We start from the raw sequence: 22,928 nt of genomic DNA, 5'->3' as shown, positions 1-22,928 counted from the left end.
CCTATTAAGGTAGCCGGTTTTTTTGCCGTGCATAGAATACGAAAAGGAGGCGATTCACTTGAGTGTAAAAAAAACGTATAGCTGGTTCGAGTCCTCAACTTCTATAGATGACTTGTCCCGCCACATTGTTCCCTTCTTTTCTGGAGCCGCAAAAGAAGACTGGAAAGCAATACTCGGCCACCTCCAAAACCACGGAATGTTCCGCAGTCTAAAAGACGGCGAAAATACAATAAATTTGTTGGAAGAAAAAGGGGTATTTCGCCATATCCAAAAGGAAGAGCAATGTTTGATGAAGAAATGGGAGGGGCCGGATGTACCCATTATCGTGCTGCCGGTTGACGAGCACAACCGGAAAATCCGCTTGGAGTTCAGATCGAAATCAGGCCTTGCTTTTCGGGACAAAATGTTCCTTTTTCTCCCGTCAGATCCTCCGAATTCCTCTGTCTCGGCCTTAATGACACATGAATATCATCACGTTTGCCGGTTAGAACATATGACAAAACAAGAAAAAGACGTCACACTTCTTGATACAATCATCATGGAAGGATTGGCAGAATATGCTGTTTATGAGAGGTTCGGCAGCAGCCAAACCGCAGAATGGACTTCTTACTATACACAGGACCAGCTTCAGCAGCTTTACAAAAAAAAGATCGCGCCGCATCTTCATCTAAAGCGGGAAAGCGCATTATACCCGCAGCTTCTGTTTGGGAAAGGATATTATCCGAGCATGCTGGGATATGCAGTCGGATTCAATATTGTAAAAAAATATTTAACTGAGAAAAAGGTAAATACCAAGTATGGAATAAGTATCGAGCCGGAAACCTTTCTGGAAGCAACGCTTTAAAAGGTTAAAAGTCTGGAATTTAATTAATAATATTACATTTATCCTAAAAAATTCTTGCTTTTGTAAAAGTGTTGTAATAATATACAACTATAAAATTTTATGGCAATTCAATATCTTTTGTGATTTCAGAATAGAAAGTTTATTCTCTCTCTAAAACATTTTACACCATGATGGTGAAAGGAGAGTATTATGAGCACATTGTTAGAAGTGCAGAATTTAAAAACATATTTTTTCAGAAAAAAGCAGCCGATCCCGGCAGTAGACGGAGTTGATTTTCATATCAATAAAGGAGAAACCGTCGCGCTTGTCGGAGAATCTGGATCCGGCAAAAGCATTACTTCCCTTTCCATTATGGGCCTGGTCCAAAGCTCCGGCGGACAAATAATGGATGGCTCCATTACCCTAGAAGGCAAGGACCTTGTGACATACACCGAAAATGACTATTGCAAAATCCGCGGCAACGACGTATCCATGATCTTTCAAGAACCAATGACCTCCCTTAACCCGGTGTTAACCATCGGTGAACAAATTACCGAAGTGCTTATCTACCATAAAAATATGAATAAAAAAGAAGCACGCAAAAGAGCAATTGAACTTTTGCAGATGGTCGGATTCTCCAGGGCTGAGCAAATTATGAAGGATTACCCCCACCGTCTGTCAGGCGGAATGAGGCAAAGAGTCATGATTGCGATTGCGCTGAGCTGCAACCCGAAGCTTCTGATTGCCGACGAGCCGACGACAGCACTAGATGTCACCATACAAGCCCAAGTGCTTGAACTGATGAAAGAGCTCTGTCAAAAATTCAACACCTCTATCCTTCTCATTACACACGATTTAGGTGTCGTGTCAGAGGCGGCCGACAGAGTGATCGTCATGTACTGCGGACAAGTCGTAGAAAATGCGACAGTAGATGAGTTGTTTTTAGAACCGCTTCATCCGTACACAGAAGGTCTGCTTACCTCGATTCCGGTGATAGATGGAGAGATTGGTACATTAAATGCAATCAAAGGCAGTGTGCCGACACCGGACAATTTGCCGGCGGGCTGCCGGTTTGCCCCGAGATGTTCAAAAGCAATGGACAAATGCTGGACGGATCAGCCTGCGCTTTTGGCCCATCCAAGCGGGCGTTCTGTGAGATGTTTTTTATATGAGGAAGAGGGTGCCGACCAAACATGACAACAGCCAAGGAAGAAACAATCTTAGAACTGAAAAACGTCAAAAAATATTTTCCAATCCGATCTGGTTTTTTTCAAAGGAAAGTCGGTGATGTAAAGGCTGTTGACGGTGTTTCATTTTCTTTGAAAAAAGGAGAAACACTCGGGATTGTTGGAGAATCTGGCTGCGGGAAATCGACAGCGGGACGTACGATGATCAGACTCTACAAGCCGACGGAAGGCCAGATTCTATTCAAAGGCCAAGATATTTCCAGCCTGTCAGAGGAAAGTTTGCGAAAAAGTGTCCGCAAAAACATTCAAATGGTATTCCAAGATCCGTTCGCTTCATTAAATCCGAGAAAAACCCTGCGATCCATTATTAAGGAACCATTCAATACCCATCATATGTACAGCATGAAGGAACGAAACGAGAAAGTAGAAGAGCTTTTGGCAAGAGTCGGCCTCCATCCATCCTTCGCCAATCGCTATCCCCATGAATTTTCAGGCGGACAGCGGCAGCGGATCGGCATTGCGAGAGCCCTGACTTTAAATCCGGAACTGATCATAGCGGACGAACCGGTTTCTGCGCTTGACGTATCAATCCAAGCCCAAGTGATCAACTTAATGGAAGAATTGCAGGAAGAGTTTAACCTGACGTATCTATTTATCTCTCACGATTTAAGCGTCGTGCGGCATATCAGCGACAGAGTCGGCGTCATGTATTTAGGTAAAATGATGGAGCTGACAGATAAGCATGAGCTCTACGATAACCCGCTTCACCCGTATACCCAGGCGCTCCTATCCTCTGTACCCGTCACAAGAAAAAAAGGAGCCGTCAAACGCGAGCGTATCGTCTTAAAAGGAGAACTGCCAAGTCCGGCGAATCCGCCGAAAGGCTGTGTTTTCCACACAAGATGCCCCGCCGCAAAAGCCATATGCAAAGAACAAATACCCGAATTTAAAGAAGCCGCTCCCAACCATTTTGTCGCCTGTCACCTTTACGGTTAACGAAGAGTCACGGCGCAGCGAGACTTGAGAGGGGGTATGCGTACTACATAACCAACACGATCTAACTGACAACTTACATTTCAAAGGGGGAAATGAAGATGAAAGTAAGAAAAACAACACTGACGATGCTAAGTGTACTGATGGTTCTGGCCATTTTCTTATCAGCCTGCTCAGGATCAAAATCAACAAGCAGCGAAGACAAACCAGCCGGAAAACCGCAGAAGGGCGGGGACTTGGTTGTTGCCTCAACTGGTGAGCCTACCTTGTTTAACCCTCTCTATTCAACGGATGTTTCAAGTTCAGATATTGAAGGCATGATTTTCAGCACACTTTTAGAAACGGATGAGAAATTAAATGTAAAACCCGCACTTGCTGAAAAAGTCACTGAATCAGATGACGGTCTGACCTATGACGTGAAAATTAAGGAAGGTGTTAAATTTCACGATGGGAAAGAGCTGACAGCAGATGATGTTGTGTTCACATACAGTATTCCTCTGGATAAGGACTACAATGGAGAACGCGGGTCGGGATTTGAGTCCCTTAAATCTGTAACCAAAAAAGGTGATTACGAAATTGAGTTTAAACTAAAGAAAAAGGATGCTTATTTTTATAACGTCGTTTTAGATAGTTATGGAATACTCCCTAAACATATTTTAGGAGATGTTCCTGTTGCGGAACTTGGCGAGAACGAATTTAACCGCAAAAATCCAATTGGTTCAGGGCCATTTAAGTTCTCAGAATGGAAAAAAGGTGATTATGTAAAACTTGAAGCAAATGACGAATATTATGGCGGTAGACCATACCTAGACACCGTAACAGTCAAAACGATCCCGGATGCAAATGCTGCCGTTGCCCAGTTGAAAGCGGGAGACGTAGATTTCTTTGTAGTGCCGGGCACGGATTTTGAGACCGTTCAAACGTTTGATCATGTAAAGGTTAAATCAGATCTAGGACTTAACTATAGCTACATTGGCTGGAATCAAAAAAATGACTTGTTTAAAGACAAAAAAGTACGTCAAGCCCTGACATATGCGCTTGACCGCAAAGCAATGGTGGACCAAGTGCTTAACGGAGACGGTGAAGTGGCAGACGTACCGGAAAGCCCGCTTTCTTGGAATTACCCTAAAGGCAAAATTCCAACCTTTAACTTTAATCAGAAAAAAGCTAAAAAGCTATTGAAAGAAGCTGGATGGAAAGATACGGATGGAGACGGCATCCTGGATAAAGACGGAAAAAAATTCTCTTTCACCATTAAAACAAATCAGGGGAATAAAATTCGAGAAGATTTAGCGGTAGTAGTCCAGCAGCAGTTAAAAGAGGTGGGCGTTGAAGCGAAGCCGCAAATTGTTGAATTCAGTGCGCTGATTGAGCAAACAAGTGCTCCGAACTGGGACTACGATGCGTTGCTTCTGGGCTGGAGTCTTGCAACATTCCCGGATCAGTACTCCATCTTCCATTCAAGCCAATCAGAAAATGGTTTAAATAATATTTGGTATAAAAACAAAGAGGTCGATAAACTTCTTGAAGAAGCTAAAACCATTACAGACCGAAAAGAATATCAGAAGAAATATGAAGAAATTTATAAGCTGATAGCCGAAGATCAGCCGTACAGTTTCTTATTCTATTACAATTATCACCGAGCGATTCCATCCAATATGCAAGGGTATGTATTCCACCCTAAAAATGATTTGTATCACATTGAAAAATGGTGGCTCGATAAATAATAGCATTTTCCAGAAAGGGAAGGGGATTTCTTCCTTCTCTTTCTCATTTTATTTTAAAAGGGGACAAGTGTATGGTTACATACGTTATTAGAAGGACATTAATGTCTCTGCCGATTCTTTTAGGCATTACCATATTGTCTTTTGCTATTATGAAAGCGGCGCCAGGTGATCCGATGTCCCTGATGATGGACCCGACCATCAGCCAAGCGGACAGAGCAAAGTTTATTGAAAAATACGGATTGAATGATCCTGAGCCTGTTCAGTATTTAAAATGGCTCGGAAATATGGTTCAAGGCGACTTTGGTACGTCTATTGTTAAAAAAGGCACCCCTGTTTCCGAATTAATTCTTTCGCGCCTGCCCAATACGCTGGTGTTAATGATATTCTCAACTTTTATCGCCCTTCTGATTTCGATACCATTTGGTGTTCTTTCTGCGAAACGTCCTTATTCTAAACTTGATTATGGTATTACGTTTACTTCATTTTTAGGGCTGGCAATACCGAATTTCTGGTTTGGATTAATCCTCATTATGTTTCTTTCTGTAAATCTTGGGTGGTTCCCCACTGGCGGGGTCGGCACATTAAATGCGGATTTCAATATATTTGACAGGCTTCATCACTTGATTCTGCCGTCATTTGTTTTAGCAACGGCTGATATGGCGGGCATTACGAGATATACCAGATCCAGTATGCTTGATGTAATGAAACAGGACTATATACGGACTGCTCGCGCGAAGGGATTTAGAGAAAATAAAGTCATTTTTAAACATGGTTTGCGAAATGGACTTCTTCCTGTTATTACGATCTTCGGTTTGATGATTCCTTCGTTTATTGGAGGAGCGGTTGTGGTTGAGCAAATTTTCACTTGGCCGGGACTTGGCAAACTATTTATAGATTCAGCGTTTTCCAGAGATTATCCGGTCATTATGGCAATGACAGTCATTTCTGCTGTTTTGGTAGTCGTCGGAAATTTAATTGCCGATATTTTATACGCATTGGTCGATCCGCGTATTGAGTATTAACAGAGAGGGAGAGATAACATGTCACAACCAAATACTGCGACACCCTCTAATGAGGTTAAGCTGAAGGAAAACATTCGTGAAAAACCAGAAACAATGACAAAAATCTTTTTTGAAAAGTTTTTTAAAAACAAACTGGCTGTAGCAGGAGGATTTATATTAACGATTATCATTCTGCTGGCGGTGTTTGCGCCATTCGTTGCGCCTTATTCACCAGAAAGCCAGAGCCTTATCAATAAATTAAAGCCGCCGAGCGCTCAAAATCTGATGGGGACAGATAAATTCGGCCGCGATATCTTTACACGAATCTTATATGGGGCACGTGTATCGCTGCTTGTAGGATTTGCTTCTGTAATAGGTGCGATTACAATCGGTACGGTCGTTGGGGCGATTGCCGGATATTTTAAAGGAATTGTGGACGCCATCTTGATGAGAACGGTTGATGTAGTACTATCCATTCCTGATATTTTTCTTCTGATCACATTAGTAACGATATTCCAGCCGGGGATGGATAAACTGATTTTGATTTTTTCATTAACAGGGTGGACAACAACGGCGCGTCTTGTAAGGGGAGAGTTCTTATCACTCCGCTCAAGGGAATTTGTATTAGCTGCAAAAACGATCGGGACAAGAAATTACAAAATTATCTTTTCGCATATTTTGCCTAATAGCCTCGGACCGATTATTGTGTCTGCTACTCTTAAAGTAGGCGGCGTCATTTTAGCGGAGTCAACATTAAGCTACCTGGGCTTCGGCATACAGCCCCCGATCGCAAGCTGGGGGAATATGCTGCAGGATGCGCAAAACTTCACGCTCATGATTCAAGCGTGGTGGTACCCGTTATTTCCCGGGCTATTTATTTTAATTACCGTTCTGTGCTTTAACTTCGTCGGAGACGGGCTGCGTGATGCGCTTGATCCGAAAAATATTAAATAAAAGAAAAACGAAACAAATGTCAGAATTAGTGACAAAAACAAAATGAAAAGCAGGTTTCTATTGTGAGATTATCTTCATAGAGAATCTGCTTTTTATTATGCCTGAAAAAATAATAAGTCGCCCGCTGCTTATATATTTCATCATTTTCATTGGAATAATTTCTCTCTCCCTTGCCTATACTGTGGACAACAGTTTTTATAAAGTGAGGGGTCAGAGATGTTATTTCTTCATGATGTGTGGGTGAATTGGTTTGAAGGGGAAGAGAATGGCTACAATGTATGCCACTTTCACGAATGGCGCAAGGAGGATACGGTAGAGCTTTTGGATCAGGTGCCTCTTTTGAGAGTCCCGTCGGTGTTGTATCATTACATAGAAAATGATCTATCAGAGCTTCCGAAAGAATTGCTCGATGGTGTCCATCAAAAATCGTATATCAGAAAAAACCATGAGCGGACGAAGCTTGAGTATTGCTTTGTGGTGACAGACGGAATCGGCATTTTGGCTGTTGATACAATCGGCTATACCATCCCGGTCAGAAAAAGCCGCCTGATTCCGAGACAGGAACAGCTTGTATATGAAATGATTAAGGATGTAGAACCTGAAACCTATGCATTTGAACCGAACAAACTGGAATCTTCTAAGGAATACCACATTTTGTCCTTGGCGCCGGAGCATGTCAGAGGGCTGACGAGGAAAGAACGCCAAATTAAACAGCTCATGTTTATGGCGCTTGATCAGCTCAAAGGGCTCAATAACAGAGCCGAGATCGCTTATTGGTACACTGAATGGAATCCGCATATGTACGGGCAGATCAAGAGGATGAGCTTTGAAGAGATATGGAACATGCTTTACAACGAGACAATCGAAGGCTGGTCGGACAAGCATCTCTCGTTCTGCGAAAACCTGATAAAAGGACAGCCGTTTTTCGAAAAGTTATGGGAAATGGAAAATGAATCGAAAGTGAATTAAATAAAAACCGCTTTTTGCTTTGAAGCAAAGAGCGGTTTTTTCGATTAGCGTCTTTTCCGTCCGAGACCCATTGCGTTCTCCATTTTTTTCAGCATTTTGCCGGCTGTTTTGTTAGCACGTTCAGCGCCTTCATCAAGAATTCGGTCTAATTCATCTGTTTCGATTAATTCGTAATAGCGGTCTTGGATCGGTTTTAGCGCACCGACTACAACCTCGGCTACATCGCTTTTAAACTCGCCGTAGCCTTTGCCTTCATATTTCGCTTCAAGCTCTTCAACTGTAGTGTTGCCAAGGATTGAATAAATCGTAAGAAGGTTTGAAACACCGGGCTTGTTTTCTTTATCAAATTTCACAATACCTTCAGAGTCCGTCACAGCGCTTTTGATTTTCTTTTCAAGCTGCTTTGGGTCATCAAGCAGTGTGATAAACGCTTTTTGGTTTGGATCTGATTTGCTCATTTTTTTGAGGGGATCAGCCAGAGACATAATGCGCGCCCCGACCTTCGGAATCTTAACCTCAGGAATCGTGAAAATATCGTTATATTTTTTGTTGAAGCGTTCGGCAAGATTTCGCGTCAGTTCAAGGTGCTGCTTTTGATCCTCGCCGACAGGAACAAGATCTGTGCCGTACAGCAAAATATCACCGGCCATTAACGGCGGGTATGTTAACAGTCCGGAAACAACGGCTTCCTTGCCTTTAGACTTGTCCTTAAATTGCGTCATGCGTTCAAGCTCACCGATATAAGCGACACATTGCAGCATCCATCCGGCCTGAGCATGGGCCGGTACCTCTGATTGTATAAACAGTGTTGCTTTTTCAGGATCAAGCCCAACTGCCAAATACAGCGCCGCAAGATTACGTATATTCTTCCGCAATTCAAGACGGTCCTGGGGAACCGTAATCGCATGCTGGTCAACGATACAGAAGTAACCGTTATAGTCGTGCTGCAAGTCGACAAATTGCTTCATCGCTCCAATATAGTTGCCGAGTGTTACTGAGCCGCTCGGCTGAATGCCGGAAAAAATCGTTTTTTTCATTTGAACATCATCCTCATTTCTACTGCATAATAAAAAAGGCCCATTCTCCCCCTATAAAAAAGGGACGAATGAACCGTGGTGCCACCCTGATTATTCCATTAAAATGGAATCACTCCAGACGTTGGTAACGGAGACTGCTCCGTCTGAGCCTACTTCAAGTTCGGTCAGCTGCTCCAAAGTCCATTCCACATTGCCCGTTATCTGCTCCCAGCACCGCAGACTCTCTGTAAACGGGGTGAATGTGTACTACTCTTTTTCATAGCAAAGTTTACATTTGATTGCTTCATTATAAATCAATTATAACCAAATGTCATCAAGTAAAAACACCATTTTTACCAATTCATTTGTAGCTGCCCATCGAATAACACATGTCTTCAGGCCTCTAAATGATAAAGAATATCAATGATTTTCCGCTTATTATTATATGTAAAAAGCATTACGAACTGGAAAATCTCAAAAAAATTTAGTCAATTTCCGCTTTAAAACATCGAAGTATATCTCGTTTTTGAGAGAAAAACTGACGAAGTTTAAATATTTTAAATTGAAAAAATAATATTGCAATAAATTATTTGTTTCATTATAATGAACTTGTTCACTTCTTTGTTACAGCTTTTTTACAAAGAATAATCAGAATAGACGGAACTGAGTAAATGTTACGAAAACATAGGTTCATTTGTCTGATATTTCTGAGGATTTAGCCGTAAGGAGCTGAAAAATTATTTTAGGGGGGCTACTTCATTGAAGAAGCGTTGGTCGATTGTAAGTTTGCTGCTTATTTTCACTCTCGTCTTAAGCGCATGCGGCTTTGGCGGCGGATCTAACAGCAGTGGTGATGGTAAAGACAGTAAAGGGAAAACAACACTGAATATAAATATTAAAACTGAGCCTTTTTCACTGCATCCTGGATTGGCTAATGATTCAGTGTCCGGCGGAGTCATTCGCCAGACTTTTGAAGGATTGACTCGTATCAATTCAGACGGGGAACCTGAAGAAGGAGCAGCTTCAAAGATTGAAAAAAGTGACGATGGAAAAACATATACCTTTACGATTCGTGACGGCGCGAAATGGTCAAACGGAGATCCGGTAACTGCCGAAGATTTCGAGTATGCCTGGAAATGGGCGCTTGACCCGGCGAACGAGTCACAATATGCTTACGAACTTTATTACATCAAAGGCGCTGAAGCTGCAAACACAGGCAAAGGCAGCCTTGACGATGTTGGTGTAAAAGCGGAAAACGACAAAACATTAAAGGTTGAATTGAATAACCCGACACCTTATTTCACTCAGTTAACCGCGTTCTATACTTATATGCCGATTAATAAAAAAATTGCAGAGAAAAATAAAAAATGGAACACGAATGCCGGTGACGATTATGTCTCAAACGGGCCATTCAAATTAGCGTCATGGAAACACAGCGGAACTATCAAACTTGAAAAGAACGACCAGTATTGGGATAAAGACAAAGTCAAGCTGAAAAATATCAACATGACCATGATTAATAACACCAACACTGAGCTGAAGAAATTCCAAGCGGGAGAGCTGGATTGGGCGGGTATGCCGCTTGGGCAGCTTCCGACAGAATCACTTCCAAGCTTGAAAAAAGACGGTTCTCTTCATGTAGAGCCGATTGCGGGAGTGTACTGGTACAAATTTAACACTGAAGCTAAGCCATTAAATAATGTGAACATCCGTAAAGCGTTAAGTTATTCAATTAACCGTCAATCTATTGTTGAAAATGTGACGCAAGGAGAGCAAATCCCGGCTACGTCTGCCGTTCCGCCGACAATGAAGGGATTTGAAGATAACAAAGGCTACTTCAAAGATAACGACGTTAAAACGGCAAAAGAATATTTGGAAAAAGGGCTCAAAGAAATGGGCCTGAGCAAAGCATCTGAACTGCCGACGATTAAAGTATCCTACAACACGGATGACGCCCACGCGAAAATTGCTCAAGCCGTCCAGGAAATGTGGAAAAAGAACCTTGGCGTCAATGTAGAGCTTGATAATTCCGAATGGAATGTTTACATCGACAAGCTTCACAGCCAAGACTATCAAATCGGCCGTCTGGGCTGGCTTGCCGATTATAATGACCCGATCACCTTCCTTGAGTTGTTCAAAGATAAAGAAGGCGGCAACAATGATACAGGCTGGGAAAATGCTGAATACAAAAAGCTTCTGAATGATTCTCAAACGGAAACAGACGAAACGAAGCGTGCGAAACTGCTTAAAAAAGCAGAGGGCATTTTTATGGATGAAATGCCTGTTGCCCCGATCTATTTCTATACCGTTCCATGGGTGCAGGACGAAAACCTAAAAGGCGCAATCCTGACTGGTACTGGTGAGATTTATTTTAGAAATGCTTATTTTAAATAGGTTCTTCATCTGAAAACAAAAGATTTTAAGGTATATGGGGAAGGGTTCCCCGTATACCTTTCTTACTGATGGAGTATAAAAATGCAAAAAACATGGAGGTGTATCCCTTTGCTAAAGTATATCGGAAGACGTTTAGTTTATATGATTATCACGTTATTTGTGATTGTAACCGTAACATTCTTCTTAATGCAGGCAGCACCGGGCGGGCCATTTGCGGGTGAAAGAAAACTTCCGCCTGAAATTGAAGCTAACTTAAATTCGCATTACGGCTTGGACAAGCCGCTTTTTGTCCAATATGTCAGCTACTTAAAATCAGTAGCGGTATGGGATTTCGGACCATCTTTTAAATATAAAGGCCAAAGCGTTAATGATTTGATTAGTTCAGGTTTCCCCGTTTCATTTACTCTTGGAGCAGAAGCCATTCTCCTCGCTTTAGCGTTTGGTGTATTGTTTGGGGTTATTGCGGCCCTTTATCACAATAAGTGGCAGGATTATACAGTTGCGATTTTAACGATTTTCGGTATTTCAGTTCCGAGTTTTATCATGGCGACTGTCTTACAATACATATTCTCTATGAAACTGGGGATTTTTCCTGTCGCAGGATGGGATTCCTGGGCATACACCTTTTTGCCTTCAATCGCGCTCGCTTCGATGCCGATGGCATTTATCGCAAGACTTTCCCGTTCAAGTATGATAGAAGTGTTAAACAGTGATTATATACGGACAGCGAAAGCGAAAGGCTTATCAAGACTGATTGTAACGGTAAGGCACGCGCTGAGAAACGCACTTTTGCCGGTCGTTACATATGTGGGCCCGATGGCTGCGCAAGTTTTAACAGGAAGCTTTATCATTGAAACGATTTTCGGTATACCCGGATTGGGCGCCCACTTTGTAAACAGTATTTCCAATCGGGATTACACTGTAATCATGGGCGTAACGGTTTTCTTCAGTGTCATTCTGCTTTTATGTGTACTTATTGTAGACGTGCTATACGGAATCATTGATCCAAGAATCAAGCTTTCCAAAGCAAAGAAAGGAGCCTAGGCCATGCAGAATATTCCAAAAGACATGTTTAAACCAGCAGCAGCGGATGCCAGAGATGCTGAGAAAATATCTAAAAAGAGCCTTTCCCTTTGGAAAGATGCGATGCTGCGCTTTCGCAGCAACAAGCTTGCGATGGTCGGACTTGTAATTATCATTCTTATCGTTCTTATGGCTATTTTTGCGCCTTTGTTCTCAAAATATGATTATTCCACTACCAATCTATTAAATGCTGACAAGCCGCCGTCAAAAGATCATTGGTTCGGAACAGATGACCTGGGAAGGGATATATTTGTCAGGACATGGATCGGCGCGCGGATTTCTATCTTCATCGGTGTAGCCGCAGCCGTTCTTGACTTATTGATCGGCGTCATTTGGGGAAGCATTTCAGGTTTCCGCGGAGGACGCACTGACGAGATTATGATGCGTATTGCAGATATTTTATGGGCTGTTCCTTCATTACTAATGGTTATTTTGTTAATGGTCGTGCTGCCAAAGGGCTTAATGACGATTATTATCGCGATGACGATTACCGGGTGGATCAATATGGCAAGAATTGTCCGCGGACAAGTCCTTCAGCTGAAGAACCAGGAATATGTGCTGGCTTCACAAACTTTAGGAGCAAAAACGTCACGTTTGCTGTTTAAACATATCGTGCCTAACGCGATGGGACCGATTTTGGTCACAATGACATTAACTGTTCCGTCTGCGATCTTTACAGAAGCATTTCTAAGTTATTTGGGACTGGGAGTTCCTGCCCCGCTTGCAAGCTGGGGAACGATGGCTTCTGACGGATTGCCTGCATTGACCTACTATCCTTGGCGTTTGTTTTTCCCTGCCGGTTTTATTTGCATCACGATGTTTGGCTTTAACGTGGTCGGCGACGGATTAAGAGACGCGCTGGATCCTAAGTTACGTAAATAAGGGAGTGATACGGGTGACACGCCTATTAGAAGTAAAAGACTTAGCAATTTCATTTAAAACATACGGCGGAGAGGTTCAGGCGATCCGCGGGGTGAATTTTCATCTGAATAAAGGAGAAACATTGGCGATCGTGGGAGAGTCAGGCTCCGGAAAGAGTGTGACTTCCCAAGCGATTATGAAGTTGATTCCGATGCCGCCGGGTTACTTCAAGCGCGGCCAGATTTTATTTGACGGCAGGGATCTGGTGCCTATGTCAGAAAAAGACATGCAGTCAATCCGAGGCAAAGAAATCGGCATGATATTTCAAGATCCGATGACGTCTTTAAACCCGACGATGAAAGTCGGCAAACAAATTACAGAAGTACTCTTTAAACATGAGAAAATCTCTAAAGACGCCGCAGCTAAACGTGCTGTTGAATTACTTGATCTTGTCGGGATTCCGATGCCGGAAAAACGGGTCAATCAGTTTCCTCATGAATTCTCAGGCGGGATGAGGCAGCGTGTGGTCATTGCCATGGCGCTTGCGGCAAACCCGAAGCTGTTAATAGCCGATGAACCGACAACCGCACTCGATGTGACGATACAAGCTCAGATTTTGGAATTGATGAAAGATCTGCAGAAGAAAATTGACACATCCATTATCTTTATCACGCATGACCTTGGTGTTGTAGCCAATGTGGCGGACCGTGTGGCCGTGATGTACGCCGGCCAGATTGTTGAAACAGGCACCGTTGACGAAATCTTTTACAATCCGAGACACCCGTATACATGGGGACTGCTGGCGTCCATGCCAAGCCTTGAAAGCACGGGTGATGAACAGTTGACGGCTATTCCGGGAACACCGCCTGATCTGACAAATCCTCCAAAAGGAGATGCGTTTGCGCTTCGCAGCTCGTATGCGATGAAAATTGACTTTGAACAGGAGCCGCCGATGTACAAAATTTCCGATACGCATTATGTGAAATCGTGGCTGCTCCATCCCGATGCGCCGAAGGTTGAGCCTCCGGAAGCGGTCAAAGCAAAAATGCGCCAGCTGCAACATACGTATGAAATCCCTGTCCTAATGGAAGAAGGTGAATGAAGTGACTGAGAAATTACTTGAAATTAAACATTTAAAACAGCATTTTTTCACATCTAAAGGAACGGTAAAAGCTGTAGATGATCTTTCATTTGATATCTACAAAGGAGAGACGCTTGGGCTTGTCGGCGAATCCGGGTGCGGAAAATCCACAACAGGCAGAAGCATCATTCGACTGTACGATGCAACGGACGGAGAGGTTCTGTTCAACGGTGAAAATGTCCACGGGAAAAAATCCCGTAAAAAGCTGCTCGAATTCAACCGGAAAATGCAAATGATTTTCCAAGATCCATACGCCTCTCTGAATCCGAGAATGACTGTTGCCGATATCATTGCGGAGGGCCTTGACATTCATAAGCTGACAAAGACGAAAAAACAACGCATGCAGCGTGTCCAAGAGCTGCTTGAAACTGTCGGCCTGAACAAGGAACACGCCAATCGTTACCCCCATGAATTTTCAGGAGGGCAGCGCCAGCGTATCGGGATTGCCAGAGCGTTGGCCGTTGATCCTGATTTTATTATTGCGGACGAACCGATTTCTGCACTGGATGTTTCCATTCAGGCACAGGTTGTCAACTTAATGAAGGAATTGCAAAAGAAGAAAGGACTCACTTATCTGTTTATTGCCCATGATTTATCCATGGTCAAATATATCAGTGATCGAATCGGTGTCATGTATTTCGGAAAGCTGGTGGAATTGGCTCCGGCTGACGAACTCTATGAAAACCCGCTTCATCCATATACAAAATCATTGCTTTCTGCAATTCCGCTTCCCGATCCGGATTACGAAAGAAACCGTATCCGCCACAAGTATGATCCGTCCGTCCATCAATTAAAGGACGGGGAAAAGATGGAGTTCCGTGAAGCTTCACCAGGGCATTTTGTTATGTGTACGGAAGCGGAATTTCAATCATACAAATAAGCACGTACCAAAACCTTCAAGAGTCAGGCATCTTGAAGGTTTTTTTATGAAATGTTCGTGGTATTAATGGTGTTTATTATAATAGAAGAAAATGGACGGGAGGCAGCCGGTATCTAAAAAGCCGGTCGGCCATCAGGTCGGTGAAAAACGCGCTGTTTACTCCTTAGAGTGCTGTGGCGTATCCGATTACAGATGGCAGAAGGAACAAATGCACGTTTTGCTTTCAGGGCGGCGGCTGTTTTGTATTTGATTACTTTCGTCATTGCAATAGCTAAAGCCGAGGCTTTCTCATTATCAGCATCAAACCGCGCACATTGAAACTTACCAAGTGACCCCTCATTTTCCTATAATGGAAGCCAGGAGGGGATAATTGTGTGTTTTATGAAGTATTCAATCATAGCAGGCTTGCTTCTCAGTTTTGCGGCCTATCCGGCGGAAGCGGCGCAGAAAGAACCGCAGAAAGAACCGCAGCCTTTATTAAAAGTGGCTCTCGAAAAGAAAGAACTGCCTAAAGGGATGTCCAGATTCGCGTATGATTCGGGCTTTCATTTTACATATCCTGATGCGGTGAGAGGAATTTACGTGACGGGACATTCAGCGGGAGGCAGCAGATTTGATTCTCTGACTGATTTTGTTGAGAAAACAGAATTGAACACTATGGTCATTGACGTAAAAGATGATAACGGAAATCTCACTTACCAGCCTGATAAAAATTCTCCATATTACGATATCAGTAAGAAATACATCAAAGACCCAAAAGCGATGCTTAAAAAAATGGAAGAGAAACATATCTATCCGATAGCTAGAATTGTCGTATTTAAAGACACGGTTCTTGCAAATAAAAAGCCTGAATGGTCCTTCAAAGAAAAGGACGGAAGTGTCTGGAAAAACGGGCGCGGGGAATCGTTTGTCAATCCATTTATGAAAGAAGTTTGGAATTACAACGTGAACTTAGCAAAAGAAGCAGCCAAAATGGGATTTAAAGAAGTTCAGTTTGACTACGTACGCTTTCCTGAAGGTTTTGAAAAACGGGATGATGAACTGACTTACGATCATGGAGAGTATGGAAAAAGCGCTGATGATAATGTCCAAAAACGTGTACACGCGGTCACCGATTTTGTCAGTTATGCGAAAGATAAACTGAAGCCGTACGGCGTTGATGTATCCGCCGATATTTTTGGATATTCCGCCACGCTGCCTGAAGCGCCCGGCATCGGACAGAATTTCAGCAAAATTTCCGAAAATGTTGATGTTATTTCTTCCATGATTTATCCGAGTCACTGGACAAGCTATTTCGGAATTGATAAGCCAGACCTTGAACCATACAAAGTCATAAAGGAATACGCTAAAGTAGAAAATAGCAAACTCGGAAAACTGAAAAATCCGCCTTCATCGAGGCCGTGGCTTCAAGATTTCACAGCCTCTTATCTTGGAAGCGGCAATTATCAGCACTACGGAAAACAGCAGATTGAAGATCAAATTAAGGCGTTGAACGAAGCGGGAATTGATGAGTTTTTGCTTTGGGACGCGGCAAACCATTATACAAAAGGTGTGGATTACACGCCGCTTGATTAAAACGGAGCAGAGGCTCCGTTTTTTTGTCTGAAAAAAATGAAACCAAGTTTCAGGCTCGTACGTCTTAATAAATGTAAGGCTGTTTAAACAAAAAGAAATGGGGTATATCTAAGAGTGTGAAGATAACGAACTCATAAGGAGCAGATCAATGAACTGGTACCAAAAGTTAAATGAATACTTTCCAATTGAAGAAATGAAATCCAAAGCGCATATGGAAGCTTTGTTAAAAGAACGAAGCGATATTTACCATAAAGAAGAAGGCAAACATCATGTATTAATGTATGCGGAGTTTGATTCTTTTATCTTTATTGATTATCTGTATATATCGAAGGACGCAAGAGGGCAGGGACTCGGAGGCAAATTGATCGGTGAACTGAAAAAGAAGAACAAACCGATATTGCTTGAGGTTGAGCCTGTGGATGAAGATGATGCAGATACAGAGAAGCGCCTGAAATTTTACCAAAGAGAGCATTTTAAACATGCTCAGTCAATTGGGTACCAGCGCCGTTCATTGGCTACGAATGAAGTGAACAAAATGGAGATTTTGTACTGGTCACCAAAAACAGAATCTGAAGAAGAAATGCTAGAAGCGATGAAGCAGACATATGAAAAAATTCATATCTATAAAGATGAACAATGGTACGGAGATTCATACGAAAAAACGGATGAGGTCCTAAAGGTCATTGATGATAAAAAACAAAAAAACATTTTCGATCAGCTAAGCTAATTGAGAATATAAAGATCGTTTGATCGTGAAAATTTGCCGGATTGACACATTTTTTTCTTAGGAGACTATTCACACTTACTTTTTTATAGTATAATACCTATAAAGATTCCTTTTTTAGAGTTATTTCAATTTAAGAATAAAAAACATGTTCATCCTACTAATTAGAGGAGTGAAGATTAAATGGTTACATTATACACATCACCAAGCTGTACTTCATGCAGAAAAGCAAGAGCGTGGCTGGAAGAGCACGAGATTCCATTTGAAGAAAGAAACATTTTCTCTGAACCTTTATCAATTGATGAAATAAAACAAATTTTACGCATGACGGAAGACGGGACGGACGAAATCATTTCCACCCGTTCAAAAGTATTCCAAAAGCTTAACGTAAATGTTGAATCAATGCCGCTTCAAGATTTATACACATTGATTAATGAACATCCGGGACTGCTTCGACGCCCGATTATCATCGATGAAAAACGTTTGCAGGTCGGCTACAATGAAGATGAGATCAGACGTTTCTTACCAAGAAAAGTCCGCTCATTCCAGTTAAGAGAAGCACAGCGTTTAGCTAATTAATATATAAAAGAAGGCTGATGTTTTATCAGCCTTCTTTATTTTTTGTCAGCTATCTGTTCATAATAAATGCTGGCAAGGATAACAAACACAACTGTCAGAACAGGAAGCAGCGTTTCAACAAGACTATGCTGCGCCATAAAATAAGACAGCTTTTGATCTCTGACAATCATTTCTCCTCCTGTATATGCCAGCAGCCCGCTTCCTGCATAAATCAAAAGCGGCACTCTATTCAGCGCAATGTGAATCAGCTTGCTGCCCCAAATAATAATCGGAACTGATACAAATAAACCGACCATCACGAGAAAAATGTCGCCGTGTGATGCCCCGGCCACTGCTATAACATTGTCAAGCGACATAAAGAGATCGGCGAGGACAATCGTCCGAATGGCCTTCCATAAGGAGGTGCTGCTTTTTACGTGCTGGGTGTCTTTCTTTTCAATAAGCAGCTGGTAACCGAGATATAAAAGAAACACTCCGCCGGCACATTGCAGAAAAGGAACTTTCAGCAGATACACCGCTGCACTCGTAAGCCCGACTCGCATGGCCACTGCAATAAAGGTTCCGAAAATAATCGCTTTTTGTCTTTGTTTTTCCGGTAAGTTCCTGCAAGCCATCGCAATCACAACAGCGTTATCTCCGCCGAGGATCAGATCTATCCCGATGATGAGCAGCAGCGAAAACAGATAATCATGCTCCATGTACAGGCACCTCGCTTTTTGTTTCATCGCTTGTACAACTAATATATGAAGCGGGTTATTTTTTATGATAGCGGGCAGAAGACAAGCCGTTTTTCAGCCGATAATGCATTTTTATTTCTTTTGTGACTGTTTTATCATAAAATAGAAATATAAAGAATTTCACACTGTCTTGGGGACAAGGTTAAGATGTGGACGGAATGGGTAAAGTGTAGTAAAGTACAATTAATCGGGAGCTTAGATGTCCCTTCAACATCTTATATAGAAGGGAAGGTTGGCAAAATGGAAATAGAAAGAATAAACGAACATACTGTAAAGTTTTATATGTCATATGGAGATATTGAAGACCGCGGTTTCGACAGAGAAGAGATTTGGTATAACCGTGAGCGCAGTGAAGAACTGTTCTGGGAAGTCATGGATGAAGTTCATGAGGAAGAAGAATTCGCTGTAGAAGGTCCTCTTTGGATTCAAGTTCAGGCACTCGATAAAGGCTTGGAGATTATCGTTACAAAAGCCCAGCTTTCTAAAGACGGACAAAAGCTCGAACTGCCGATACCTGAAGATAAAAAGCAAGAACAAGCAGATGAGAATCTCGATGCCTTGCTGGATGATTTTCAAAAAGAAGAGCAAGCCGACAATCAGGAAGAGAAGGAGCAAAAGCTTCAATTCGTCTTGCGGTTTGATGATTTTGAGGACTTGATTTCTCTTTCAAATTTGAACGTAAACGGAAGCAAAACGACGCTTTATTCGTTTGAAAACCGGTATTATTTATATGTAGATTTTCAAGAAATGTCTGATGAAGAGGTTGAAAATCAGCTAAGCATCCTGTTAGAGTACACATATGAATCCTCAATCAGCATACACCGCATCGAAGAATACGGCAAGCTGATTATTTCAGAGGATGTTCTGGATACAATAAAAAAACACTTTGCATCATAGCAGACCGATTTCATTACGGAAATCGGTTTTTTTCTTATATGAAAACACAATTTTGAGGGTGGAAAATGGGAGTATGACGTTTTTATAGAAAGAAAAGACAACAGGAATTCATCATCTTCTTACAGAATTCATAAAGAATCTGGAAGGGAGAGATGGATATTGTTTAGTGCTGTGACATCAGAAGGTAAGACTGTTTACCTGATGAAAGAAAGATATGCTGCAACAGAAGCGTCGGAATTGAGAAAAACGAAATTCTTTTGTCCGGTTTGCAGAGAACAGCTCGATGTCAAGCTCGGCTCTTTAAAGGCCCCACATTTTGCCCATAAGCAGAATAAAGCTTGCACCATAGAGTTTGAATCGGAGAGCGCCTACCATTTAAAAGGGAAAAAGCAGCTTTATTTTTGGCTGAAAGCGAAAGGATGCTCACCTGTACTGGAGCCATATGTAAAAAGCATACAGCAAAGGCCTGATATTATGGCAAAAGTACATGGAGACTTGCTGGCTTTTGAATTTCAATGCGCGAACCTCGCTTCAGACCTCTTATATAAACGCACGCAAGGCTTAAAGCAAGCAGGGGCTGAACCGCTCTGGATCATCGGCGGAAATCGTTTAAAACGCACGTCAAGGCACTTTTTCCAGCTATCTGCTTTTCATTGGCAATTCATGAAGGAGAATCCACGGCAGTTCCTGTTGTTTTACTGTCCGGAAGCACGCTCTTTCTATAAGCTCCATCATATTATCCCGTTCTATGCGAACTATGCCTGCGCTTCACTCGAAGCAATCCCGCTCACAAAAGCAAATGTGAAGGATATGTGGTTCTCAGCATCCGCACCTTCCTTTCAGCCTGCTGCCTGGCAAAACGCCATTACCCGTTTTCGGCATAAACCTCCCCGTTTTTTATCCAAAGAAGCGAATCATCTTCGGCTCCTTTTTTATGAAAAACGCCAGACGCCGTTCCCATTTTTACCGCCTGAAGTATTTGCCCCCATTCCTCTTGGAGCCGTTTTTTTAAGTCCCGTTTTCGTATGGCAGGGCCATCTTTATCTGTATATGACCGACCTCGCAGAAAAGCGTATGCCCATCAGGTTTTCTGCTGTTTTTCTATTTTGTAAGATGCAGATTCGAAAAAAAAGGATTCATTTAAGGTACGAATATAGCGAACAGCTTTTACGTGAGGCGATGAAACAGTACATCAATTTTCTGTGCCGGAAGGAATTTTTAATAGAGGGTGAGAAAGAAGTATATATGGTGAAATATCCAGTTCATGACTGCCGCACGCTTGAGAGTGTTATGGAGCGCGACCAAACCTGTTTTGGGGAATGAGATCGTTTCATTTGGCTCACCCTAAAGAAAAGGTGGTGGCTGGATGTGAAAGGCAAGAGACGGAGTGTTTTTCGCTTTTTTACTGTGTTTTTGGCATGCGTTGTCTTCTTCACCGCATATGATTTGACAAATGGCAGTGAAAAACCGGAAGATAATCACAATACAAGTTTGTTGAGAAACAGCCGTTTTTTCAATTGGCTTGAATTAAAGAAAACGAGGGGGATCACCATGACTGAGGAAAAAAAAGCAAACCAACTGCCTGACAGAAGCGAAGTAAAGGCGGAAGATACGTGGAAACTAGAGGATATTTTTCCTAGTGATGAGGCCTGGAATAAAGAATTTCAAGCTGTGAAAGAGTTAATTCCTAACCTTTCTGAATTTAAAGGGACGCTCGATCATTCTGCGGATAATTTATACGAAGCCCTTACTTATCAGGACAAAGTAATGGAACGATTGGGCAAGCTGTACACATATGCGCATATGCGTTCTGACCAGGATACAGGGAACTCCTTTTATCAAGGCCTGAATGACAAGGCTGCCAATCTGTATACACAAGCTGCAAGCGCAACCGCGTACATGGTTCCTGAAATCTTATCCATACAAGAAGAAAAACTGCAGCAATTCCTTCTTGAAAAAGAAGAGCTGAAGCTTTACTCACATGCGATTGAGGAAATTACAAAAGAACGCCCGCACGTATTAAGCGAAAAAGAGGAAGCATTGTTGGCTGAAGCTTCTGAAGCGCTGTCTTCTTCTTCAAATACTTTCAGTGTACTGAATAATGCAGATATTACGTTCCCATCCATCAAGGATGAAAATGGGCAAGAAAAGCAGATTACTCACGGCAATTTCATTAACTTTCTGGAAAGCGAAAACCGTGAAGTGCGCAAAAACGCTTTTGAAGCTGTTTACAAAACATACGGCCAATATAAAAACACAATGGCGACGACCCTCAGCGGCACAGTGAAAAAGGACAATTTCTATGCGAGGGTGAAAAAGTATAAATCCGCCCGGGAAGCCGCGCTTTCAAACAACAGCATTCCTGAGGAAGTGTACGATAATCTTATTAAAACCATTAATAAGCATCTGCCGCTGTTACACCGTTATATTGAGCTGAGAAAGAAAGTGCTTGAGCTTGATGAAGTTCATATCTATGATTTGTACACGCCGCTTGTGAAGGATGCGGGTATGAAGGTCACATATGACGAAGCGAAAGAGTATATGCTCAAAGGGCTTGCTCCTTTAGGTGACGAGTATGCGTCTATTTTAAAAGAGGGACTTGAAAACCGATGGGTGGACGTGTACGAAAATAAAGGAAAACGCAGCGGCGCCTATTCTTCAGGCACATACGGCACGAATCCGTATATCTTGATGAACTGGCACGATAATGTCAACAACCTGTTTACGCTCGTTCATGAATTCGGCCATTCAGTGCACAGCTATTATACGAGAAAGCATCAGCCATACCAATACGGCAATTACAGCATCTTTGTCGCTGAAGTGGCGTCAACGACCAACGAAGCGCTTCTCGGAGAATATATGCTGAACAATTTAAAGGATGAAAAGCAGCGCTTATATCTTCTTAACCATATGCTTGAGGGCTTTAGAGGGACGGTCTTCAGACAAACGATGTTCGCCGAATTTGAACATCAAATCCATATGAAAGCGCAAGAAGGAGAACCGTTAACTCCTGAACTTCTGAGCAGTATGTATTATGATCTTAATAAAAAGTATTTTGGCGATAATATGGTGATTGATAAAGAAATCGGGCTGGAGTGGTCAAGAATCCCGCATTTTTATTACAATTACTATGTGTATCAATATGCAACGGGCTATAGTGCAGCCCAAGCGCTGAGCAGCCAGATTTTGAAGGAAGGAAAGCCTGCTGTTGACCGGTACGTTGACTTCCTGAAAGCGGGCAGCTCTGAGTATCCGATTGATATTTTGAAAAAAGCGGGCGTTGATATGACATCGCCTGAACCAATCGAGGCCGCATGCAAAATGTTTGAGGAAAAACTTGATGAAATGGAAGAATTGCTGTTAAAAGTGAAGCATTCTTAAAAGCGA

General features: G+C 42.3%; 20 protein-coding genes and 1 other annotated feature. Of the genes, 18 read left to right on the top strand and 2 right to left on the bottom strand.

The annotated features are described in order from the left end of the window. Window positions 1-58 precede the first annotated feature (58 nt). The 7 genes from GXP75_RS03885 to GXP75_RS03855 all read left to right on the top strand — a co-directional run bounded on the left by GXP75_RS03885 (window position 59) and on the right by GXP75_RS03855 (window position 7,654). Window positions 59-844, top strand: coding sequence for a DUF2268 domain-containing putative Zn-dependent protease (locus GXP75_RS03885; protein ID WP_214917958.1), 786 nt, complete (start codon window positions 59-61; stop codon window positions 842-844). A gap of 189 nt (window positions 845-1,033) precedes the next feature. Then, on the top strand, window positions 1,034-2,020 hold the full coding sequence (locus GXP75_RS03880; protein ID WP_214917956.1) for an ABC transporter ATP-binding protein: 987 nt from the start codon (window positions 1,034-1,036) through the stop codon (window positions 2,018-2,020). After that, on the top strand, window positions 2,017-3,006 hold the full coding sequence (gene appF, locus GXP75_RS03875; protein WP_003327594.1) for an oligopeptide ABC transporter ATP-binding protein AppF: 990 nt from the start codon (window positions 2,017-2,019) through the stop codon (window positions 3,004-3,006). Before GXP75_RS03880 ends, appF begins: the two co-directional genes overlap by 4 nt. A 98-nt stretch (window positions 3,007-3,104) precedes the next feature. Continuing rightward, window positions 3,105-4,730: a peptide-binding protein gene (locus GXP75_RS03870; protein WP_242556166.1), complete on the top strand. Its 1,626-nt coding sequence runs from the start codon at window positions 3,105-3,107 to the stop codon at window positions 4,728-4,730. Between the two features lie 71 nt (window positions 4,731-4,801). Beyond that, window positions 4,802-5,752 carry an ABC transporter permease gene (locus GXP75_RS03865; RefSeq protein ID WP_214917950.1) on the top strand — a complete coding sequence of 317 codons (951 nt, stop codon included), beginning with the start codon at window positions 4,802-4,804 and terminating at the stop codon, window positions 5,750-5,752. A gap of 18 nt (window positions 5,753-5,770) precedes the next feature. After that, window positions 5,771-6,685: an oligopeptide ABC transporter permease gene (opp4C, locus tag GXP75_RS03860; protein ID WP_003327591.1), complete on the top strand. Its 915-nt coding sequence runs from the start codon at window positions 5,771-5,773 to the stop codon at window positions 6,683-6,685. A 216-nt stretch (window positions 6,686-6,901) separates the two neighbouring features. Further along, window positions 6,902-7,654: a YjbA family protein gene (locus tag GXP75_RS03855; protein ID WP_003327590.1), complete on the top strand. Its 753-nt coding sequence runs from the start codon at window positions 6,902-6,904 to the stop codon at window positions 7,652-7,654. 44 nt (window positions 7,655-7,698) lie between these two features. On the opposite strand, the gene trpS is transcribed toward GXP75_RS03855, so the two are convergent. Further along, entirely contained in the window at window positions 7,699-8,691 is a 993-nt protein-coding gene (gene trpS, locus GXP75_RS03850; protein ID WP_061571221.1) for a tryptophan--tRNA ligase, read from the bottom strand. A 57-nt stretch (window positions 8,692-8,748) separates the two neighbouring features. Next, window positions 8,749-8,960, bottom strand: a binding site (T-box leader). Between the two features lie 469 nt (window positions 8,961-9,429). On the opposite strand from trpS, the gene GXP75_RS03845 reads away from it, so the two are divergent. The 8 genes from GXP75_RS03845 (at window position 9,430) to spx (ending at window position 17,907) form a co-directional block, all read left to right on the top strand. Further along, window positions 9,430-11,064 carry a peptide ABC transporter substrate-binding protein gene (locus GXP75_RS03845; RefSeq protein ID WP_242556165.1) on the top strand — a complete coding sequence of 545 codons (1,635 nt, stop codon included), beginning with the start codon at window positions 9,430-9,432 and terminating at the stop codon, window positions 11,062-11,064. Between the two features lie 108 nt (window positions 11,065-11,172). After that, window positions 11,173-12,108 (top strand): oligopeptide ABC transporter permease OppB, encoded by a 936-nt coding sequence (gene oppB / locus GXP75_RS03840; protein ID WP_061571223.1) that lies wholly within the window; start codon window positions 11,173-11,175, stop codon window positions 12,106-12,108. Between the two features lie 3 nt (window positions 12,109-12,111). After that, window positions 12,112-13,029: an oligopeptide ABC transporter permease OppC gene (gene oppC, locus GXP75_RS03835; RefSeq protein ID WP_061571224.1), complete on the top strand. Its 918-nt coding sequence runs from the start codon at window positions 12,112-12,114 to the stop codon at window positions 13,027-13,029. Window positions 13,030-13,033: 4 nt separating this feature from the next. Next, entirely contained in the window at window positions 13,034-14,110 is a 1,077-nt protein-coding gene (locus GXP75_RS03830; protein ID WP_087941865.1) for an ABC transporter ATP-binding protein, read from the top strand. Window position 14,111: 1 nt separating this feature from the next. After that, on the top strand, window positions 14,112-15,029 hold the full coding sequence (gene oppF / locus GXP75_RS03825; RefSeq protein WP_242556164.1) for an oligopeptide ABC transporter ATP-binding protein OppF: 918 nt from the start codon (window positions 14,112-14,114) through the stop codon (window positions 15,027-15,029). Between the two features lie 381 nt (window positions 15,030-15,410). After that, complete coding sequence (locus tag GXP75_RS03820; protein ID WP_242556280.1) at window positions 15,411-16,604, top strand: putative glycoside hydrolase; 1,194 nt, start codon at window positions 15,411-15,413, stop codon at window positions 16,602-16,604. A gap of 148 nt (window positions 16,605-16,752) precedes the next feature. Further along, on the top strand, window positions 16,753-17,331 hold the full coding sequence (locus GXP75_RS03815; protein ID WP_003327580.1) for a GNAT family N-acetyltransferase: 579 nt from the start codon (window positions 16,753-16,755) through the stop codon (window positions 17,329-17,331). A 180-nt stretch (window positions 17,332-17,511) separates the two neighbouring features. Continuing rightward, window positions 17,512-17,907, top strand: a complete 396-nt coding sequence (gene spx / locus GXP75_RS03810; RefSeq protein WP_003327578.1) for a transcriptional regulator Spx — start codon at window positions 17,512-17,514, stop codon at window positions 17,905-17,907. A gap of 35 nt (window positions 17,908-17,942) precedes the next feature. Here spx and GXP75_RS03805 read toward each other — a convergent pair whose 3' ends face one another. After that, a complete protein-coding gene (locus tag GXP75_RS03805; RefSeq protein ID WP_214918266.1) occupies window positions 17,943-18,605 on the bottom strand; it encodes a TerC family protein in 663 nt (220 codons plus the stop codon). Between the two features lie 279 nt (window positions 18,606-18,884). Here GXP75_RS03805 and mecA point away from each other — a divergent pair, with 279 nt between their 5' ends. From mecA to pepF, 3 genes are all read left to right on the top strand, one after another. Further along, the gene (mecA, locus tag GXP75_RS03795; protein ID WP_010788243.1) at window positions 18,885-19,541 is read left to right on the top strand and encodes an adaptor protein MecA; all 657 of its coding nucleotides are present in this window, start codon (window positions 18,885-18,887) and stop codon (window positions 19,539-19,541) included. Window positions 19,542-19,700: 159 nt separating this feature from the next. Next, window positions 19,701-20,864: a competence protein CoiA family protein gene (locus GXP75_RS03790; RefSeq protein WP_277990653.1), complete on the top strand. Its 1,164-nt coding sequence runs from the start codon at window positions 19,701-19,703 to the stop codon at window positions 20,862-20,864. Between the two features lie 228 nt (window positions 20,865-21,092). Then, window positions 21,093-22,922, top strand: coding sequence for an oligoendopeptidase F (pepF, locus tag GXP75_RS03785; RefSeq protein ID WP_167375115.1), 1,830 nt, complete (start codon window positions 21,093-21,095; stop codon window positions 22,920-22,922). The last annotated feature ends 6 nt before the right edge of the window (window positions 22,923-22,928 follow it).

Origin of the sequence: Bacillus sp. HU-1818 (genome assembly GCF_022695965.1) — a bacterium.
In the GTDB taxonomy this organism is placed as follows: Bacteria; Bacillota; Bacilli; order Bacillales; family Bacillaceae; genus Bacillus; species Bacillus atrophaeus.
The sequence above is the reverse complement of the archived record's forward strand: the minus strand, read 5'-3'. Positions and strand labels throughout refer to the sequence as shown.

Excerpts from the sequence above, each read along its gene's own strand:
- pepF (WP_167375115.1), top strand. The coding sequence starts at position 21,093 with ATGACTGAGGAAAAAAAAGCAAACCAACTGCCTGACAGAAGCGAAGTA.
- trpS (WP_061571221.1), bottom strand. The coding sequence starts at position 8,691 with ATGAAAAAAACGATTTTTTCCGGCATTCAGCCGAGCGGCTCAGTAACA.
- GXP75_RS03820 (WP_242556280.1), top strand. The coding sequence starts at position 15,411 with ATGAAGTATTCAATCATAGCAGGCTTGCTTCTCAGTTTTGCGGCCTAT.
- GXP75_RS03880 (WP_214917956.1), top strand. The coding sequence starts at position 1,034 with ATGAGCACATTGTTAGAAGTGCAGAATTTAAAAACATATTTTTTCAGA.
- spx (WP_003327578.1), top strand. The coding sequence starts at position 17,512 with ATGGTTACATTATACACATCACCAAGCTGTACTTCATGCAGAAAAGCA.
- GXP75_RS03865 (WP_214917950.1), top strand. The coding sequence starts at position 4,802 with ATGGTTACATACGTTATTAGAAGGACATTAATGTCTCTGCCGATTCTT.
- appF (WP_003327594.1), top strand. The coding sequence starts at position 2,017 with ATGACAACAGCCAAGGAAGAAACAATCTTAGAACTGAAAAACGTCAAA.
- GXP75_RS03870 (WP_242556166.1), top strand. The coding sequence starts at position 3,105 with ATGAAAGTAAGAAAAACAACACTGACGATGCTAAGTGTACTGATGGTT.
- GXP75_RS03855 (WP_003327590.1), top strand. The coding sequence starts at position 6,902 with ATGTTATTTCTTCATGATGTGTGGGTGAATTGGTTTGAAGGGGAAGAG.
- opp4C (WP_003327591.1), top strand. The coding sequence starts at position 5,771 with ATGTCACAACCAAATACTGCGACACCCTCTAATGAGGTTAAGCTGAAG.
- GXP75_RS03805 (WP_214918266.1), bottom strand. The coding sequence starts at position 18,605 with ATGGAGCATGATTATCTGTTTTCGCTGCTGCTCATCATCGGGATAGAT.
- oppC (WP_061571224.1), top strand. The coding sequence starts at position 12,112 with ATGCAGAATATTCCAAAAGACATGTTTAAACCAGCAGCAGCGGATGCC.
- mecA (WP_010788243.1), top strand. The coding sequence starts at position 18,885 with ATGGAAATAGAAAGAATAAACGAACATACTGTAAAGTTTTATATGTCA.
- GXP75_RS03815 (WP_003327580.1), top strand. The coding sequence starts at position 16,753 with ATGAACTGGTACCAAAAGTTAAATGAATACTTTCCAATTGAAGAAATG.